Source organism: Microcoleus harperi Pol14_C6 (assembly GCF_036701295.1).
GTDB lineage: Bacteria > Cyanobacteriota > Cyanobacteriia > Cyanobacteriales > Microcoleaceae > Microcoleus.
Genome location: NZ_JAUBQN010000004.1, coordinates 126,583 through 145,229 on the forward strand (window position 1 = coordinate 126,583; position 18,647 = coordinate 145,229).

17 protein-coding genes are annotated in these 18,647 nt (G+C 47.3%); 7 read left to right on the forward strand and 10 right to left on the reverse strand.

What is annotated here, in order from left to right:
• Positions 1-42: 42 nt before the first annotated feature.
• The gene (gene devC / locus QUA27_RS05195; protein ID WP_333066779.1) at positions 43-1,203 is read left to right on the forward strand and encodes an ABC transporter permease DevC; all 1,161 of its coding nucleotides are present in this window, start codon (positions 43-45) and stop codon (positions 1,201-1,203) included.
• A gap of 67 nt (positions 1,204-1,270) precedes the next feature.
• Complete coding sequence (locus tag QUA27_RS05200) at positions 1,271-1,993, forward strand: DevA family ABC transporter ATP-binding protein (RefSeq protein ID WP_333066781.1); 723 nt, start codon at positions 1,271-1,273, stop codon at positions 1,991-1,993.
• A gap of 17 nt (positions 1,994-2,010) precedes the next feature.
• Here the strand turns inward: QUA27_RS05200 and QUA27_RS05205 are convergent, their stop codons facing one another.
• Complete coding sequence (locus QUA27_RS05205; protein WP_333066782.1) at positions 2,011-2,922, reverse strand: hypothetical protein; 912 nt, start codon at positions 2,920-2,922, stop codon at positions 2,011-2,013.
• 290 nt (positions 2,923-3,212) lie between these two features.
• The gene (locus tag QUA27_RS05210; protein WP_333066783.1) at positions 3,213-3,488 is read right to left on the reverse strand and encodes a hypothetical protein; all 276 of its coding nucleotides are present in this window, start codon (positions 3,486-3,488) and stop codon (positions 3,213-3,215) included.
• Here QUA27_RS05210 and QUA27_RS05215 point away from each other — a divergent pair.
• Complete coding sequence (locus QUA27_RS05215) at positions 3,465-5,522, forward strand: DNA polymerase III subunit gamma/tau (protein WP_333066784.1); 2,058 nt, start codon at positions 3,465-3,467, stop codon at positions 5,520-5,522. The genes QUA27_RS05210 and QUA27_RS05215 overlap by 24 nt on opposite strands.
• A 2-nt stretch (positions 5,523-5,524) precedes the next feature.
• On the opposite strand, the gene QUA27_RS05220 is transcribed toward QUA27_RS05215, so the two are convergent.
• The 5 genes from QUA27_RS05220 to QUA27_RS05240 form a co-directional block, all read right to left on the reverse strand.
• On the reverse strand, positions 5,525-6,283 hold the full coding sequence (locus QUA27_RS05220; protein WP_333066785.1) for a GNAT family N-acetyltransferase: 759 nt from the start codon (positions 6,281-6,283) through the stop codon (positions 5,525-5,527).
• A 26-nt stretch (positions 6,284-6,309) separates the two neighbouring features.
• Positions 6,310-7,653 (reverse strand): ATP-dependent protease ATP-binding subunit ClpX, encoded by a 1,344-nt coding sequence (gene clpX, locus QUA27_RS05225; protein WP_333066787.1) that lies wholly within the window; start codon positions 7,651-7,653, stop codon positions 6,310-6,312.
• A 9-nt stretch (positions 7,654-7,662) separates the two neighbouring features.
• Entirely contained in the window at positions 7,663-8,352 is a 690-nt protein-coding gene (gene clpP, locus QUA27_RS05230) for an ATP-dependent Clp endopeptidase proteolytic subunit ClpP (RefSeq protein ID WP_333066788.1), read from the reverse strand.
• 346 nt (positions 8,353-8,698) lie between these two features.
• Positions 8,699-10,114, reverse strand: coding sequence for a trigger factor (gene tig, locus QUA27_RS05235; RefSeq protein WP_333066789.1), 1,416 nt, complete (start codon positions 10,112-10,114; stop codon positions 8,699-8,701).
• Between the two features lie 181 nt (positions 10,115-10,295).
• Complete coding sequence (locus tag QUA27_RS05240; protein ID WP_333066791.1) at positions 10,296-10,583, reverse strand: hypothetical protein; 288 nt, start codon at positions 10,581-10,583, stop codon at positions 10,296-10,298.
• Between the two features lie 88 nt (positions 10,584-10,671).
• On the opposite strand from QUA27_RS05240, the gene QUA27_RS05245 reads away from it, so the two are divergent.
• From QUA27_RS05245 to QUA27_RS05255, 3 genes are all read left to right on the forward strand, one after another.
• Complete coding sequence (locus QUA27_RS05245; protein WP_333066792.1) at positions 10,672-11,715, forward strand: aspartate-semialdehyde dehydrogenase; 1,044 nt, start codon at positions 10,672-10,674, stop codon at positions 11,713-11,715.
• Positions 11,716-11,822: 107 nt separating this feature from the next.
• Entirely contained in the window at positions 11,823-12,746 is a 924-nt protein-coding gene (gene dapA, locus QUA27_RS05250; protein WP_333066794.1) for a 4-hydroxy-tetrahydrodipicolinate synthase, read from the forward strand.
• 260 nt (positions 12,747-13,006) lie between these two features.
• Positions 13,007-14,890, forward strand: coding sequence for a ribonuclease J (locus QUA27_RS05255; protein WP_333066795.1), 1,884 nt, complete (start codon positions 13,007-13,009; stop codon positions 14,888-14,890).
• Positions 14,891-15,117: 227 nt separating this feature from the next.
• Here the strand turns inward: QUA27_RS05255 and QUA27_RS05260 are convergent, their stop codons facing one another.
• The 3 genes from QUA27_RS05260 to QUA27_RS05270 form a co-directional block, all read right to left on the reverse strand.
• A complete protein-coding gene (locus QUA27_RS05260; RefSeq protein WP_006632924.1) occupies positions 15,118-15,393 on the reverse strand; it encodes a MoaD/ThiS family protein in 276 nt (91 codons plus the stop codon).
• 135 nt (positions 15,394-15,528) lie between these two features.
• Complete coding sequence (thrC, locus tag QUA27_RS05265) at positions 15,529-16,827, reverse strand: threonine synthase (RefSeq protein ID WP_333066797.1); 1,299 nt, start codon at positions 16,825-16,827, stop codon at positions 15,529-15,531.
• A 500-nt stretch (positions 16,828-17,327) separates the two neighbouring features.
• Complete coding sequence (locus QUA27_RS05270; RefSeq protein ID WP_015179186.1) at positions 17,328-17,588, reverse strand: MoaD/ThiS family protein; 261 nt, start codon at positions 17,586-17,588, stop codon at positions 17,328-17,330.
• Between the two features lie 494 nt (positions 17,589-18,082).
• On the opposite strand from QUA27_RS05270, the gene QUA27_RS05275 reads away from it, so the two are divergent.
• Positions 18,083-18,370: a hypothetical protein gene (locus QUA27_RS05275; RefSeq protein ID WP_006632921.1), complete on the forward strand. Its 288-nt coding sequence runs from the start codon at positions 18,083-18,085 to the stop codon at positions 18,368-18,370.
• Positions 18,371-18,647 lie beyond the last annotated feature (277 nt).

Consider the following 18,647-nt stretch of genomic DNA (forward strand, 5'->3'; position numbering starts at 1 on the left):
AACATATACTGATAGTCATACTCAATCTAAAATAAAAAATATATGGCAAAAATACCGCTAGCTTGGGCACAGTTAACCCGCGAAAAAATGCGCTTAGCCGTCGCGCTAGCCGGCATTGGCTTTGCCGACTTGCTAATGTTTATGCAGTTCGGGTTTAGAGACGCGCTATTTGAAAGCTCCATCACCTTTCACTCGAAGTTAAAAGGGGATATTTTTATCACCAGCACTCAATCTACGGCTTTAATAGCCATGAAAAGTTTTCCCCAGCGGCGCTTGTATCAAGCTTTGAGTTTTGACGGCGTTACAGGAATTAGTCCCGTATATTTAGGCTTTGGATTGTGGAAAAACCCCGACCCCAACCAGCGCAATACTCGGCAATTGATGGTAATTGGTTTTGACCCCGCTCGTCCCATCTTTGAGCTGCCTGAAATCCAAAATAATTTGGACAAAATCAAAATTTCGGATGTGGTTTTATTTGACCAAGCTTCCCGGCCGGAGTTTGGGCCGGTAGCAGAGTATTTCAATCAGGGAAAAGTTGTGGAAAGTGAAGTTGACAATCGCCGCGTTAGGGTAGATGGTTTATTTACTATAGGGGCCTCTTTCGGTGCTGATGGCAATCTGGTTACTAGCGATTTGAACTTTCTGCGGATTTTTTCGACGCGGAGAACTAAAGGCTTAATTGATGTAGGAATTGTCCACTTGCAGCCGGGAACAGATGTTAAGGCTGTTGTCGATAAAATGAGGGCAACTTTGCCAAATGATGTGCGAGTTTCTACTAAAGAAGAGTTTGTAGATTTTGAAAAAAAATATTGGCAGGAAAGTACCTCAATCGGATTTGTTTTCACTCTCGGCGCGGCAATGGGATTTATCGTTGGGATTGTGATTGTTTATCAAATTCTTTATACTGATGTTACCGATCATTTACCCGAATACGCTACGCTCAAGGCGATGGGATATAAGGATATTTACTTTTTGGGTGTGGTGTTTCAAGAGGCTTTGATTTTGGCAATTATTGGTTATTTGCCGGGGTTTGGAGTTTCTTTGGTGCTGTACCATTTAGGGAGAAGTGCTACGAGTTTGCCGATGTATATGACTTTGGCGAAAGCTATGACTGTTTTTATTATGACAGTTGTCATGTGTTCTGTGTCGGGGGCGATCGCAGTTAGGAAGTTGCAGGCGGCTGACCCAGCGGATATTTTTTAAGGAAGAAAGAAGGAAGGAAGAAGGAAATACCAATTACCAATTACGAATTAACAGCTACAAATTCCCAATGAATACTTTACCAGTAGTCTCAATTAAAAATCTCAATCATTCCTTCGGCGAAGGACAACTTCGTAAACAGACATTATTTGACATCAACCTCGACATTTATCCGGGCGAAATCGTGCTAATGACAGGGCCTTCAGGGTCAGGTAAAACAACATTATTAACCTTGATTGGAGCTTTGCGATCGATCCAAGAAGGTAGTCTTAAAATTCTTGGCCAAGAATTGCGGGGAACGCCGAAAAACAAATTAGTTAAAATCCGCCGCGACATCGGCTATATTTTCCAAGCTCACAATTTGCTCAAATGCTTGACAGCTAGGCAAAATGTGCAAATGTCTTTAGAACTGCACAGTCATCTTTCTCCCCAAGAAACTAATGATAAAATAGATGAAATGTTGCAAGCTGTAGGCTTGGGAGAAAGAATAGATTATTACCCAGACAGTCTTTCTGGTGGCCAGAAACAAAGAGTTGCGATCGCCCGGGCATTAGTCAGCCAGCCGAAATTAGTATTAGCAGACGAACCCACAGCAGCACTAGACAGTAAATCAGGTCGAGATGTGGTAGAAATTATGCGAGGTTTGGCAAAAGAACAGCACAGCACTATTTTGCTTGTAACCCACGACAACCGCATTTTAGATATAGCCGATCGCATTATTCACATGGAAGACGGCTACCTCGCACAAGATACATCAACAGCGGCTGCCACAGGCGTTCTTTCGGGAAAATAATATTAACCCACCTAAACTTATTTCCGAGAAACAGGACGCTTTGCTCCTACCTTGGCAGGACTTTTCGTTGCACCTTTGGCTGGAGTTTTAGAACTACTTTTGCCACTTTTTTGACCCTTAGCTCCTACCAATTGGCTATCATTGGCATTTGTAGGTCTGCCAGCAGGCGTTCTCGTAGTCCTAAAGGTAACATTCACGCCTTCATTCGACTGTTCCAGCACCAACATCGGCGTCGGTTTTGCTTTTTGATCCCACTCAATATGAACGATGCGACCTTGAATTGTCGGCTGCCAACTGTCGTGGTCGTCTGAAGGACTCAGATAAGTTTCCAAACAGTCAATAATTTGATTAATTGTCGCCGATGTTGCCTGAGTCGGCAGTTTCATCAGCTTAATTTGAATCCGAAACAGCACACGTTTTTCTATTTTTATTGCCGGATCGCCAGTTTCGTATTCGATATCAAACATCGAATCCACTTGCCGGCCGCTGCCCGCATTCCCATTTTTATCTCCCACTGCCCCCTGAGTCGGACGCAGCGCAATACTAATTTTTTCTTTAACTTTTACCTTGATCTGGTTCACAATGGCAAAGTGAAAGACTTCTTCCGCCATCCGCATTCTCAGGTAGTCTAAATTAAAGTCTCGCGAGTGGATAAGGTCGGGATTCTTTTCCATCTTTAACATGGTTTCCAGAGCCATTTTGTATTTTTTCTGGAGTTCTCGATTTCTAAACTCCTCAAATTTGAGCTTTTTACTCAAATCGTCGAGTTTTAGCTTGGTAAACACCGCTAAACCGATAAGCAATAACAACAGTAATCCCGACCCTCCCATTAAGAGTTGGTCTGAGGACGGATCTCCGGGTTTAGCCTTTTTAGGTTTGGGAGGGGCTACTGCCAACCTTGGTTCTACAAGGATTATTTGGGTTGACATGGGCTTTTAAAGGGTAAAAGTTGACGCTATATTTATACAGGACTCCAGAGTAGAGCTGGTAGTGCAACTGGATCAACCAACATTGACATCATTCCACCATCATCTTGGTACAACTGGATTTCTGCAACTGGAGCACGCACCCTCTAATTAATACTTTATCTTTAACTGCAAGCAGGTTTCCGAAATATCGGAAAATCCCGCGCTGGCACTGGCCAATACAAATGGTGAATTGTCTGTAATATATTATACCAATACAGCTAAAAAAAATGTTTGTTCGGCGGTCTCCGTTTCTAGAAAAATAAAAAGAAATACACATAAATTAATAGTAACTCTGGGAGCCAGCAGCGGAAAACATCAAGGAGAACAGCCGACGATCGCCCGGACGATCGAGGGGCGGACGTTGGGAGGGTGATAATTCCTACTGTTGGCTCACTCTCGCCGTGCCAGCCCGCCGGGTGGCGTGCTGTGAAAGTCGAGCTCTCTTTGCGATCGAACAACGTCTCCTTAGCTAAGATTACAGCTAATACCACCAATATTCGATCGTGACCTACGAACCCCTGCACCACAAATATCGCCCTCAGACATTTGCCGAATTAGTCGGTCAAGAGGCGATCGCCCAAACCCTCACCAGCGCCATCCTACAAGAGCGCATAGCACCAGCATATCTATTCACCGGCCCCAGAGGCACCGGTAAAACCTCTAGTGCCAGAATTTTCGCCAAATCCCTCAACTGTATTTCTACGGTTGCCCCCACCCCCACACCCTGTGGCAAATGCAACGTTTGCCAAGAAATTGCCCGAGGTTCGACGCTAGATGTCATCGAAATTGACGCCGCCAGCAACACGGGAGTAGATAACATTCGGGATTTAATCGAACGAGCTCAATTTGCCCCCGTACAGTGCCGCTATAAAGTATATGTAATAGACGAAGTTCATATGCTCAGTACCCAGGCATTTAATGCTTTATTAAAAACATTAGAAGAACCGCCAGATAGCGTTGTATTTGTACTCGCAACAACAGACCCCCAAAGAGTCTTGCCAACTATTATTTCTCGCTGCCAAAAGTTCGACTTTCGCCGCATCCCCCTCGATGCAATGATTGCTCATTTGCACAAAATTGCCAAATTAGAAAACATCAATATTGCCAGCGATGCAGTACAAATGGTCGCTCAAATCGCCCAAGGCGGTCTGCGGGATGCCGAAAGTTTGCTAGACCAACTGAGCTTATTTCAGGGTGAAGTAACAGTCGAAAAAGTTTGGGATTTAGTCGGTGCAGTTCCAGAAAATGATTTAATGGATTTGCTGCAAGCTATTGATACAGATAACGCTACAGCACTAATAGACATGACCCGCCATCTCATGGATCGCGGTCGGGAACCGCTAATCGTGCTGCAAAGTCTCGCGAGCTTTTACCGAGATTTGCTAATAGCCAAAGCTGCACCGAAACGGTCAGATTTAGTAGCTTTAACATCTACAACTTGGGAAAAACTGGGGGATTTTGCCCGCAGTTGGGATGCGGAGTTGATTTTAGCAGGTCAGAAACATTTGCAAACCCACGAAGTGCAAATTAAAAACACTACTCAGCCGCGTTTGTGGCTGGAAGTAACGCTGTTGGGATTGTTGCCCTCAGCAATTAGAACTCCGCAGCAATCGGCAGCCGAACCAGCTAAAAATATTGCTCCATCACAAATTCACCCCCCCCAACCTCCCCTTGCTAAGGGGGGGAATCAGACATCTAATATTGAACAATCTTCAGTTCCAAATTCGCAAAATCCTCAACCGGCTTCACAGCCTGTGGCTAATCGAATAGAATCCACACCTCCTGCTGCAATTCCCGCACCTGTACCAACTGCTGAAACTAATCAAACAAATTATTCACAGACTAATTCAGGCGAGGAAATAGACTTAAATCGAGTGTGGGAACAGGTACTTGACCGCGTGCGGCCGCATGGAACTCAATCACTGCTTCGCCAACATGGACAGCTAGTAATTTTTAGCAATAATACTGCTCATGTTAAGATTAGTTCGCAGCCGTTGCTCAATATGGTTAAAGACAAAGTAGCTAATATTGAAGAAGCTTTTTTGCAAATTTTTAACCGTCGAGTAACAGTAAAAGTGGGCTTGACAAATCCCGCTGAAACTAATAGTTCTCGCGCTAAGGATTTGCCAAGTTCTAACGGACGTATTAGCGAAAATCCCAGGAATTCTCATCCTGTGAGTGATGCGGACCAACAGGTGCAAAACTCGGCGGGTTCTGAGATTACAGATGATTTTTTGGAGAATGGTGGAGAAGAACAAAAACACACGCCAGCGGCTGAAAATACCGCCGTTCATGTGCCGGCAATTTCCGAATCGCGAGCGCCCACAAACGGCTCTACAGACTCTCAAAATGACTTTAACGCTCAGCCTATAGCGGTGCGTGATGACGCTCAATATGTCGCGAATACGGCTAGGCAATTGGCTGATATGTTTGGCGGGGAAGTAGTCGATTTGTCGGATGACTTGGAGATTTGGGAGTCGGAAACTTTTAGATTGGAATCTGAGGAAAATTTTCCAGAGTTGTCTTCTGAGTCAGATGAGGATGATTTCATCGATTGGTAAATCTATGCTTGCGGCAGCGAAATGTGCAAAATTTCGCCGATCGCACAAAATCCAGCGCGGGTGTAAACTCGGAATTCCTCCTCGTGTCCCGCCATCAAAAACGCCACCGCAACACCCGTCTCGAAAGCTTCTTGCAGCAACCGCGTTGTCAAGGCCCCTGCGATGCCCCGCCGGCGAAAAGGGACGCGCACGCCGATACCGGCAATTTCTGTAGTCTGATTTTCCGGCACGGTACACATTCCAGCCCCCGCAGGTTCGCCCGTTGCTGCTACGCGAGCGAGTACCGCGATGCTACCTGCCGCCAGACTTTTCCGAAGAGTGTCAACGTCTTCAGGGCTTGGTGCAGCCTCTGTGAAAGCCTCGTGTTGCGCCGTCGCTGTACCGAGGATCTCGGCCTCGGAAACTGGCAAAATTAGTTCGATGTCCGGGGGGAGGGGAAGCAATTTTTCGGAACCCGGAGTGCAAGTCATCAGCGGCAAGCGTCCCTCAACGGTGAAGCCGGCGGAGATCAGCGTTTCTTCGACAGCAGGGGCTAGTTTCGCGACATACTCCAAACGCGGCTTTCGCCCGCGCACAGAGTACGCAGCGATTAGGGCCTTGACATCGGCGAGGGAGGGTGCTGCCCCGTCGTCGGGAATCGCATAGTTGAGATAAGGGTTGGCGCTGTGGCGGCTGAAGGTAGCGAGGAACGGCCCGATCTGCTCGGTGTCGCGCTGCTGGCTCGCGGCAAAGCGCAGGTATGATTGAATGCGAGATTCCATAAGTGGCTGTGCTGAAAACCTTGCTTTTAAGCTGACTCTGGCTTGGGCAGCGAAGACGGAAGTACCAACAGCTCGGCGGTCGATCGCTTCTCGACCATTTCCTTAGTAATCGTACACCGGGCAACATCCTTGCGCGACGGCAACTCGTACATCACATCCAACATCAATTCTTCGACAATTCCCCGCAGCGCCCGCGCTCCAGTTTTGCGGCGGTATGCTTCCTGGGCGATCGCCCGAATCGCATCCGGCTTAAAGTCCAACTGCACGTTATCCATCTTCAGCAGCTTTTGATACTGTTTAACCAAAGCATTGCGCGGCTCAGTCAAAATCGCCATCAGCGTTTCCTCATCCAGCGGCTCTAACACCGCCGCCACCGGCACCCGCCCAATAAACTCCGGAATCATCCCAAACTTCACCAAATCATCCGGTTCCAGTTGCTTGAGTACATCAGCAGCCCGCTTTTCCTTCGGCACAGCTTCTCCGGGCTGAATAAAACCCATTGACTTTTTACCCGTTCTCTGCTCTATCACTTTCTCTAGACCGACAAAAGCACCGCCGCAAATAAACATGATATTGCTAGTATCAATTTGGATGCAGTCTTGGTAGGGATGCTTGCGGCCGCCTTGGGGAGGTACATTGGCGATCGTCCCCTCCAGCATTTTCAGCAGCGCCTGCTGCACCCCTTCCCCAGACACATCACGGGTAATCGAAGGATTTTCGCTCTTGCGGGCTATTTTGTCAATTTCATCAATATAAATAATTCCGCGCTGCGCCTCTTCCACGTCCATATCTGCCACTTGCAGCAGCCGCAGCAAAATATTTTCCACATCTTCCCCGACATAGCCTGCTTCCGTCAGCGTCGTCGCGTCAGCCACCGCAAAGGGTACGTCTAGCATATCCGCCAACGTCTGAGCCAGCAGCGTTTTTCCGCAGCCCGTCGGCCCGATTAACAAAATATTCGATTTTTGCAGTTCTACTTCTTCCGGCGGGTGTTTGCCGCTATTTTTGGCATGGATAAAGCTGAGACGCTTGTAGTGGTTGTAAACAGCCACCGAGAGCACTTTTTTCGCGTCATTTTGCCCGATCGCATTTTCGTCGAGGTAATTTTTAATTTCCCTCGGCTTGGGAATTTGGCTCAGCGACATACTTTTGCCCGAGGTACCGCGGCGCTTTGGCGTCGTTTCCTGCTTCGGAGCCGCCGCCGCTGCAGGTACTGCACTCGAATCAAACAACTCCTCATCTAAAATTTCATTGCACAAGTCAACGCATTCGTCGCAGATATACACCCCTGGGCCTGCGATCAACTTGCGTACTTGCTCTTGAGACTTGCCACAAAACGAACATTTTAGATGGGAGTCGTACTTAGACATAACAGCCTCTTAATTCAGTGCAGTGACATTCTCTCCCGCCGCCGGAAGGTTTTCTTTAGCGATAACTCGATCGACCAATCCGTAATTTTTAGCTTCCTCGGCTGACATAAAAAAGTCGCGCTCTGTATCCGCCTCTAATTTCTCGATCGGTTGACCTGTGTGGTGCGCTAGCAGTTGATTCAGCTTACGCTTATGATAAAGGATTTCTTTGGCTTGAATCTCAATATCAACTGCTTGACCTTGAGCGCCTCCAAGCGGCTGGTGGATCATAATCCGGGAACTCGGAAGAGACATCCGCTTACCGTGGGCTCCTGCTGTCAGCAGAAATGCGCCCATACTTGCTGCCAAACCGTAACAAATCGTCACCACATCCGGGCGGATTTGCTGCATTGTGTCATAAATTGCCATGCCGGCCGTCACCGAGCCGCCGGGGGAATTTATGTACATTTGGATATCTTTTTCTGGGTCTTCGGCATCCAGATACAATAGCTGAGCCACTATCGAGTCAGCAACTTCGTCGGTTACGGGAGTTCCTAAAAACACAATTCGCTCCCGCAGCAAGCGCGAGTAAATGTCAAAAGCCCGCTCGCCCATCCCCGACTGTTCTAGTACCATCGGCACTACATTGCTGGGGCTGGAACTGACATCAAAATCGTTATAGCTTGTAATTAGGTAATTGGAAGATTGAGATACAACCATAAGACACCAGTCAAGGATTCTAGACAATTTGCTGCTGCTGATGAAAGCTTTAAATTAAGCCGCCAGCTTTTAACTATTATGCCTCTTCTGAACGGATATCGGGGGAATGGGGAGTTTTGAGTTTTGAAATTGCTTTCTGCGCTGGGCGCAACGCTGGAGTGACTTGCAAGGCTCGCGGGGTGAATGAGTTAAAACACTTACTGGTAAATCATCCCTACTTCTAGTAACACCCCGAGCTTTTAGTAAGGATCGGGCGCACCCGGAGCTTGTAGTTAAGGAGCGGGTGCGCCGTTAAAATCACGGTTGATTTCATGCCCCCAATTAGGACATTTGAACACATTAAGTTCTATTCTTCGCCTACGACTTCCACTTCGACGCTCGTGGCTGCTTCTGCTGAATCTCCAGCGTCTGATTCTTCTGATTCTGCTGCTGCGGGAGTCAGAGAGCCTTCAGGTACGAGTTCGATTGTCCCTTTTTCTTCCAACCATTTCAGGGTTTTTTGTTTGAGCAAGTCTTCCCTTACAAATTCCTGCAACCTTTGGGGGTCAAAATCTCCTTTGGGAAACTGCTTTCTGATTTTTGCTACTTCTGCTGCTACTTCTGCGTCTTCCACAGATAAAGATTCCAGCTTAGCTACTTCTGCCAGAGCTAGAGTCTGCTTGAGCCGCTCGATTGCTTCCGGGCGCGAGCGTTCCCGCATCGGGCCCATATTTTCTTCCGTAAACAGTTGGTTGATATCTATGCCGTAATTTTTCAATTGGACGGCTTGTTGATTCAACAAATAATCGATTTCGCGATCGACCATTGTTTCGGGAATTTCCACTTCTACTAGCTGCGCGAGGGCTGCTGATATAGCTTTTTCCTTATTAGCTGATGTCTTGTTTTCTTGGTCTGCTTTAAACCTAGTTTCGAGAGATTCGCGCAGTTCGGCTAAAGTTTCAAACTCGCTGACTTCTTGGGCGAAGTCATCGTCCAACTCCGGCAATTCTTTTTCCTTAAGTTCTTTGAGGGTAATCGTAAAGACTGCCGGTTTTCCTGCTAGTTCTTCACTGCTATACTCATCTGGGAACTGCACAGAAACTTCTCTAGTTTCTCCCGGATTCATCCCGATCATGCCTTGGATAAAGCCCGGTACAAACTGATTTTCCGACAATTCAACTTGAAAATCTTCTGCTTGACCGCCGGGAATTTCTGCAGGAGTTTCGCCTTCTGGTGCTTCGGCAAATCTACCGGAGAAATCAACCAAAGCCATGTCTCCTAACTGAGCCTGCCGGCCTTCTACAGGGATTAAAGCAGCTTTGTCCGATCGATATTTTGCCAGAACTTCATCTACCTGAGCCTCATCATACTTAGCTTCTTCTGCTTGAAGCTGCAAACCAGTGTACTGACCCATTTTCACTTCGGGTTGTACATCAACCTTTGCCGAAAAAATCAGAGGCTGTTCTGGATCGAACTTCTCTAGTAATTCTTCAAACTCGGTGCGAAGTTCAAAACTGCCAATTGCCGCAATTTTTTCTTGTTCGAGGGCTTTTTGCAGGGAATCATTAATCAAATTTTCCAAAGCCGTCGCCTTCAAACGAGTCTGGCCTAGGCGCTGTAGCAAAACTTGACGGGGAACTTTGCCTTTGCGGAACCCAGGAATATTAACCTCGCGAGCGAATTGTTTAATTACTTGCTCGTAAGCTTGTTTTGACTTTTCTGACGGTACTTCGATTTCCAGACCAATTTGGCTAGCTGGAAGTTTTTCCTGGGTTACTTTCATCGGCTTTTTTGATATTTAACAATAGTGTAATAAAATACATACAAATCTGACTTTGCCTGCATTTTAATTTTGTACGCTTTGATTCGTAACGGCACAACTACAAACACCTCTACCGGATGAGACTGTAAGTCCTGATCGGCTACTTTTTGGGCTTTTGCCAAATAGTTTTAGTGTGAGGATACTAGCTTTTGCTGCTAGGAAAGTGGAGGTTAAGTCCACTAATCGCCGATGCACCATAGCATATATCGCCCTCAGATGTCAATGTCTTGGGCAGCCCGTCAAAGTCAACGGATGCGCCTGCTGCCAGAACGATGCGGATTGGCGCGGGGCGATCCTCTTCGAGGGCTTCGCTAACGGCAAAAGATGCTAAACTGGCAGTGGGTACGATCGCACGGATCAATCGGGAAGTTCGATCGCCCGTTTCCGTTAACTGCACCGTGGCTATCCTCTCATGCTCCCGATCTGGCATAACATTAATTAAGTTTGATATTGAGAATTGCAGTTATTTAAATTTTTGATTTCGATCGTTTAGACTTTAATTTGTGGAGGAAACTAATTTGTCTCAATCCTATCGAGTTGCCATTTTAGGAGCTACCGGCGCTGTCGGTGCCGAGTTGCTAGAACTATTGCACAGCCGGAGTTTTCCGATTTCTAACTTGAAGCTGCTGGCTTCGGAACGTTCAGCAGGCACAACTTTGCCTTTTGGCAGTGAGATGCTGCCGGTCGAAGCAGTTTCGGCGCGATCGTTTGATAATGTAGATCTGGTGCTGGCTTCTGCCGGCGGCTCTACTTCTAAGTTATGGGCTCCGCAAGCGGTGGCAGCCGGGGCAGTGGTTATTGACAATTCTAGCGCTTTCCGCATGGATGCGACCGTACCGCTAGTGGTTCCTGAAGTCAATCCCCAAGCGGCAGCAGCTCACCGAGGTATAATTGCTAATCCCAATTGCACGACTATTTTGATGGCAGTTGCGGTTTGGCCACTTCACAAAGTTATGCCGGTAAAGCGCATAGTTGTAGCCACTTACCAATCTGCCAGCGGGGCAGGGGCGAGGGCAATGGAGGAAATGAAAGCTCAAGCAAGAGCAATTTTGCAGGGGGAAACGCCCAAAACAGATATATTTCCCTACCCTTTAGCATTTAATTTGTTTCCGCACAACACCCCGATTAACGATTTGGGGTATTGTGAAGAAGAGATGAAAATGGTAAACGAAACTCGGAAGATATTTGGTACGGACGAGATTAAAATTACGGCAACTTGTGTGCGGGTTCCCGTACTGCGCGCTCATTCGGAAGCGATTAATCTAGAGTTTGCAGAGCCTTTTAGCGCGATCGAGGCCAGGGAAATCTTAAAGCAGGCAAGCGGGGTTAAGCTGGTAGAAGACTGGCAAGCTAATTATTTCCCGATGCCCGCAGAAGCCAGCGGTAAGGATGAGGTGTTAGTTGGCAGGATTCGCCAAGATATTTCTCACCCCTGCGGGTTGGAGATGTGGCTCTCTGGCGATCAAATTCGCAAAGGGGCGGCTTTAAATGCGGTGCAGATAGCTGAGTTGCTGGTAGAAAAAAATTTGTTGCGAACCCAAGCGGCGGTGGCTTCTAATTAGGGGCAACCCTGGCAATTTGGAAATTCAAATTGGGGATTTTAGATAAACCGTTCATCTGAAATCAAAAATTTAAAATCAAAAATCAACAGTCTAAAATCGGAGAAAGTGTGGTAAAGTTTGGACGGGTTCTGACTGCAATGATTACGCCGTTTAAGGAAGACGGCAGCGTTAACTATGCGGTAGCAGAACAATTGGCAGTTCATTTAGCCGATCGCGGTACAGATAGCTTGGTAGTGTGCGGGACTACAGGCGAGTCTCCCACTATGACCTGGGAGGAAGAGTACGAATTATTTCAGGTGGTACAAAAGGCGGTAGCCGGTAAGGCGTTGGTAATCGCAGGAGCCGGATCGAATTCTACTTCAGAAGCAGTCGCAGCTACCCAAAAAGCAGCTAAACTCGGGTTAGACGGCTGTTTGCAGGTGGTTCCTTATTACAACAAACCCCCGCAAGAAGGTTTGTACAATCATTTTCGGGCGATCGCGCAATCTGCTCCAGAATTGCCTATAATGTTATATAACATCCCCGGTCGCACTGGTCAGAATATGTTGCCGGAGACGGTGGCTCGATTGGCAGAAATCCCCAACATTGTGGCCGTAAAAGAAGCAAGTGGCAACTTGGATCAAGCAAGTCAAATTAGGTGCTTGACATCCCCTGAATTTGCCATCTATTCTGGAGATGATTCCCTAACTTTGCCAATGCTGGCGGTAGGAGGATCTGGTGTAGTTAGCGTAGCCAGCCATCTGGTAGGAGAGCAACTGCAACAGATGATCAAAGCTTTCGAGGCCGGTCAAGTTCAAGTCGCTACCCAGATTCACTTGCAACTTTTTGACCTGTTTAAAGCTCTTTTTCTCACCACAAATCCCATTCCCGTCAAGACAGCTCTCAAACTTCAAGGCTGGGATGTAGGCTCCACCCGTCCGCCCCTGTGCGATCCGCCCGTTGAGGTAACTCAAAAGTTAAAGGACGTACTGAGTCAGCTAGCAGCAGTATCAGCTAGTAAGACGAGCGACAACGAGTTTTCAGACAACTGAATATTGGTTGTTATCAGTCATTAGTTCTGAGTCATCAGTCATTAGTAATTAACTGTTAGTAAGTAGCTAACCGTCAAGGATTAAAGAGTGAAGATAGAAGAATGAAGGCCAAAGACAACTGACTGTACGGGATAGTAAAACCCGCCAGGGATTTTTCCATAAATATTTGGAAAAATATTGCCCTACCAACGAACAGTAGACGAAAGACGAAAGACCACAGACCACAGACCAATAACAAAAATAACTAACAAAGGATACGCATGATCAAAAATACAACTGCATCTGCTCTAAAAGTAATTCCCCTCGGCGGGCTGCACGAAATCGGTAAAAACACTTGTGTGTTCGAGTACGGCGACGAAATCATTCTTTTAGATGCCGGTTTAGCGTTCCCGACAGATGGAATGCACGGGGTAAATATTGTCCTCCCAGACATGACTTACCTGCGGGAAAACAGCCACAAAATTAAAGGTATGATCGTGACTCACGGTCACGAAGACCACATAGGTGGCATCCCTTATCACCTCAAACAATTTGAAATTCCGGTCATTTACGGCCCCCGTTTGGCGATGGCTTTGCTAGCGGGAAAACTAGAAGAAGCCGGAGTGTCTCACCGCACTGAATTGAGAACGGTTCGACCCAGGGATACTGTCAGAATTGGCAAGAATTTCTTAGTCGAATACATTCGCAACACTCACTCGATGGCCGACAGTTTTACTGTGGCCATTCACACTCCCGTCGGAATTGTGATCCACACCGGCGACTTTAAAATTGACCACACCCCTGTTGACGGCGAGCATTTTGATTTGCAAAAGCTGGCCGAGTACGGCGAGAAAGGCGTGCTGTGCTTGATCAGTGATTCTACTAACTCGGAAGTTCCCGGTTTTACTGCTTCGGAACGTTCTGTTGCTCCGAATTTAGACAGAATTATCGCTCAAGCACCGGGACGGGTGATGGTGACAACGTTTGCTTCCTCGGTACACCGATTGCAAATTGTTTTGGACTTGGCTAAGAAAAACAATCGCTATGTCGGAGTGGTTGGCCGGTCGATGCTTAACGTTATCGCTCACTGCCGCAATCTCGGCTACATCAAATGCGAAGATAGTATTTTCAAACCGCTGAAAGAAATCCGCAATTTGGCTGAAGATAAGGTACTGATTTTAACTACAGGTTCCCAAGGCGAACCCATGGCGGCGATGACTCGCATTGCTAACGGCGAACATCACGAACTGAAAATTAGAAAGGGCGATACAGTCATTTTCTCAGCTAATCCGATTCCGGGAAATACGATCGCAGTGGTAAACACGATCGATAAACTGATGATGCTGGGAGCACACGTGGTTTACGGCCGCGACAAAGGCATTCACGTTTCCGGCCACGGTTGTCAAGAAGACCAAAAGTTAATGATTAACATGACTCGTCCCAAGTTCTTCTTGCCGGTTCACGGGGAACACCGGATGCTGATCCAGCACTCCAAGACGGCTCAAAGCATGGGCATTCCCGCTAGCAATATGGTGATTATTGACAACGGCGATGTCGTAGAATTAACTGAAAATTCGATACGAGTTGCTGGTCAAGTGCCTTCAGGAATTGAATTAGTAGATGCTTCTCGATCGGGTGTTGTCAAAGCGAACGTCCTCAAGGAACGTCAGCAGTTGGCCGGAGATGGCGTTGTAACTGTAGCGGCGGCTTTGAATTGGGAAGGCAAATTAGTTGCCAAACCAGAAGTTCACTTGAAAGGTGTAGTGACATCAGCCGATCGCGCCGAAGTGATCAAATTAATCACTCAAACCATTGAAACAGTTTTGAGCGATCGCTGGTCAGAATTTGTCAAACCCGCCACTGCTGACTCGCAAGTGGACATTGACTGGGTAGGAGTGCAAACCCAAATAGAAAAAGCAATTCAGCGGGTAATGCGCCGCGAACTGCAAAGCAATCCAATGCTGGTATTCCTGATGCAAATTCCTGAAGAAGCAGTGCGATCGGAAAAGGCAGCAGTATCTCCCGGTTCCCTGGAAGCACCTAAGCTATTATCCTCGCAATCATCGCCCTCGCAATCATCGCCATCATCCCCATCCTTGCCATCTCCTGCCAATCAGGTGACGGGCCGCCGCCGTCCCCGGACTGCTGCAAGGGCAGCTTCTTAGGGCGATAATTCTCGGACGCACTGCGAACCAAGAAAGGAGTTTTAGGTTGTGTAGTTGCCCTTGGACGCCCAAGCGCAACTACAAGCCTAGATTTGATTTCACCAATAGATTTCCTCACTAAGTGAGGGAATAGTTTTTAACCGCCGATAAACGCAAATGAACGCAGATAGTAATTAATTCTATCTGCGTTCATTTGCGTTTATCTGCCACCATCTGCGGTTGCAAAATCAGCCACCAGCAACTGCTGGAACAATGCTAACTTCATCGCCATCTTGGAGAGCAGTTTTTGAGCCATCCAAAAAGCGGATGTCTTCGCTGTTGACGTAGAAGTTGAGAAATCTGCGGGGTTCTCCCTTTTCGTCGCACAGGCTTTTTTTGATGCCGGGACAATTGGTTTCCAGGGATTCAATTAGTTCGGAAATGTTATCGCCGGCGCATTCGATGGTGGCTTGATTGTTGGTAAATTTTTGCAGGGGAGTGGGAATTAAAACTTTGACGGTCATTTTTTTAGTCCTTAGTCAGTAGTCATTTATTAGTTATTAGTCCTCAGTCATTAGTCCTCAGTAATCAGTCAGTAGTCATCAGTCAACAGCTTAACAACCAATGACTAATGACTGCCGACTACTGGCTAATAGCTGTTAAACCGAAACTTGTTGCCATTCTAAGCGTTCGAGGGTGCGGGCGCGTTCTAGGGCGCGCTCGAACGCTTCTAGTTTCGGTTCGAGGGTGATGGGTTCGCCGATGTAGCCTTGAACTGCTTCTTGCGTTTTCAAACCGTTGCCGGTGATGTAAGCGACGGTGGTTTCATCGGGATTGATTTTACCTGCTTCTACGAGTTTCTTCAAGACTGCGATTGTTGTGCCGCCTGCGGTTTCAGTGAAGATGCCTTCGGTTTCTGCTAGCAGTTTCATGCCTTCGATGATTTCGGTGTCGCTGACGGATTCAATGTTGCCGCCTGTTTTGCGGGCGATTTCCAAGGCGTACATACCGTCGGCTGGATTGCCGATCGCGATCGACTTAGCAATTGTATTCGGTTTCACCGGTTTGACGAAATCGCGGTCTTCGCGGAATGCTTGGGCGATTGGGGAACAGCCGTCAGCTTGAGCGCCGCTGAACCGGACTTTCTTTTCGTCCACTAAACCGACTTCGATGAATTCATTAAAGCCTTTGTAAATCTTTGTGAACAGGGAGCCGGAGGCGAGGGGGGCGACGATGTGATCGGGCAATTGCCAGCCTAGTTGTTCGGCAACTTCGTAGCCGAGGGTTTTCGAGCCTTCGGAATAGTAGGGACGCAAGTTGATATTGACAAATCCCCAGCCATGTGTATTGGCGACTTCGCAACAGAGACGGTTAACTTGGTCGTAGTTGCCGTGAACTGCCATGACAGTTGGATTGTAAATCAGAGTGCCGAGGACTTTGCCTGCTTCTAAGTCGGAGGGAATGAAGACTACGCAGTCGAGTCCGGCGTGGGCGGCGATCGCAGCGGTGGAGTTAGCTAAATTACCGGTGCTGGCGCAGGATACAGTTGTGAAACCCAATTCTCTGGCTCTGCTGAGGGCCACTGACACCACTCTGTCTTTGAAGCTGAGAGTGGGCATATTGACGGCATCGTTTTTAATATAAAGATTTTTTAGACCGAGGCGGCGCGCCAAGCGGTGGGATTTTAATAGCGGAGTCATGCCGGTGCCGACATCGATGACGTTATCTGTAGCGACTGGTAAAAATGCGCGGTAGCGCCAGATCGAGTTGGGGCCGGCTTCGATGGTTTGGCGAGTGACGGTGCGGCGGATGGCATCGTAGTCGTACTTGACTTCAAGCGGGCCAAAACAGCAATCGCAGACGTGCTTGGCTTGGAGTTCGTACTCTTCACCGCATTCTTTACATTTAAGGGCTGTGAAGGTTGCTGCTGTGGATTGGGTTCTGGTCGCCTGGGTCATAGCTCAACTCTCTAGTTTTGCGATGTTTTCTTAGTCTTGTGCAAGATTAGCACGGTCAATTTAGCCCGTCAACCATACCCGATTTTTTTAGTCGGGATTAATTTTTCAGTTACTTTTGAGTTAAACAGTGGTGTATTTAACTTTGATATTTGGGCGAGCGGAGCGCCAACTCCACAAGGATTTGACTTGTTTTCAGGATCGGGCGGGGAACCCAGATTGTCAGACCCGCACGCGAGCCCGATCGAGCTCAAGGATGATTTGCCGACGAAATTGTTACAAAACTTAATAAATCTTTTTTGGGTCACAATTGGGCAGTCGTGCGATCGAACACAACTACAAAACCTCGAATTTTTGATTAACTGAGATGTTGCACCATTCTCGCTTAACAGGCTTTCGGGCCTGTTCCACAATAAAATTCATCTCTTGTGGAACAGGCCCGAAAGCCTGTTCATAAAAAGCTTATTGAGAATGGTGCAACATTTGAGATTAACCAACTTAGCCTACCCGCCGCTGACGGGGGGGATGAGTACAACTTCGTCGCCGTCTTGGAGGATGGTGTCGGGGGAGACGAATTCCAGGTTGAGGCCGAAGCGGGTGCGATCGCGCCATTGTTCTAATTGAGGATATTGGGCGATCGAGCTTTCGAGCACTTGAGACACTGGGGTTTCGGGGGGAAGTTCTAATGTAAGTTCCGAAACGCCGTAGGCTTCACCGAAGGCGGCGAAAAGTTTAACGGTGATGGTAATCGAAGAGTTAGACACGGCTGTTGAGTGCGATCGACGGTTTGGCAATTATCAACTACACCATACAATTAATTAGGAATTAGGCGCGCCGAGGCTTAGAATTGAAAGCGGCAACCTCTAGTTAAGTTTTACCCCATCGGGTAAAGATGATAGTTGATTGCAGCAAAAAGTCTTAACAAGACTGTATGCCGATCGCTCTCACCAATCAGGCGTTAGAAGCAGTTGGCATCCACTTAGATGCAGCTATCTAAGGTCTAGTTAGCTGCTGTTGAGGCTAATGCGAGAATAATTTTTGAGGATGCGGTATAGATACTTTACGGTAATTGTGGGAGAGTGCAAAAAGCTCGCACTACATTTAGCAGGCCACAACGCAGACAAGGCCTTGTCAACCCGCTTCTCCTGACAAAAAATCAGGTTATCAAGTGCGGATTGGAATTTTAAAACCTTTGCCGTGCTTAGCAAGCTAGCCTTTTTATCTAAGAACAATACTGAAGTTAACGCGATAGAGATATATGGCAAATAACGATTTTAAAGTGCTTCAAATTATTGAAGCTAAAGGCTGGTATGCCTTTGGGAGTACGAAGCAAAGCCAGCACGTTGAGAGATGGGTAAGACCGGTCGTGTGTTGGGTTTTAATAGAAGATAAAAAAAAGCGACGGGTGGTGACCGCTACCGCTAGCTATCAGATCCAGATTGACGACAAAGAAGTCGAGTTTTTTGCCCATGAAAGCGAAATTCAAGATCTGGAGAGTCTCCCGAAGTCTGTCTCGGTATCGGAATTTCTGAAAACAGAAGATTGAGAGAAGGGCAGAAGGAGATAATTTAACAAGTTATTAATTACTCCTTAGTGATTCCTTAAACTTGCTGTCGCATTCTATTGGAATTAGAGGCAGAATCTCTAGATTGGGGACAGGGGGAAACGAGGACAGGGGGAGAATTTATACTTTTGCCTTGCCTTCTGCATCTTGTCTCCAATGCCTTAATTAGCCCAAAAAATAAAGAGGCCGGAAGATTGCTGGCAATGCCAACACGCTTCCGACCTTGCTGAATAACAGGGTATGCATATGTTTTTAAAGT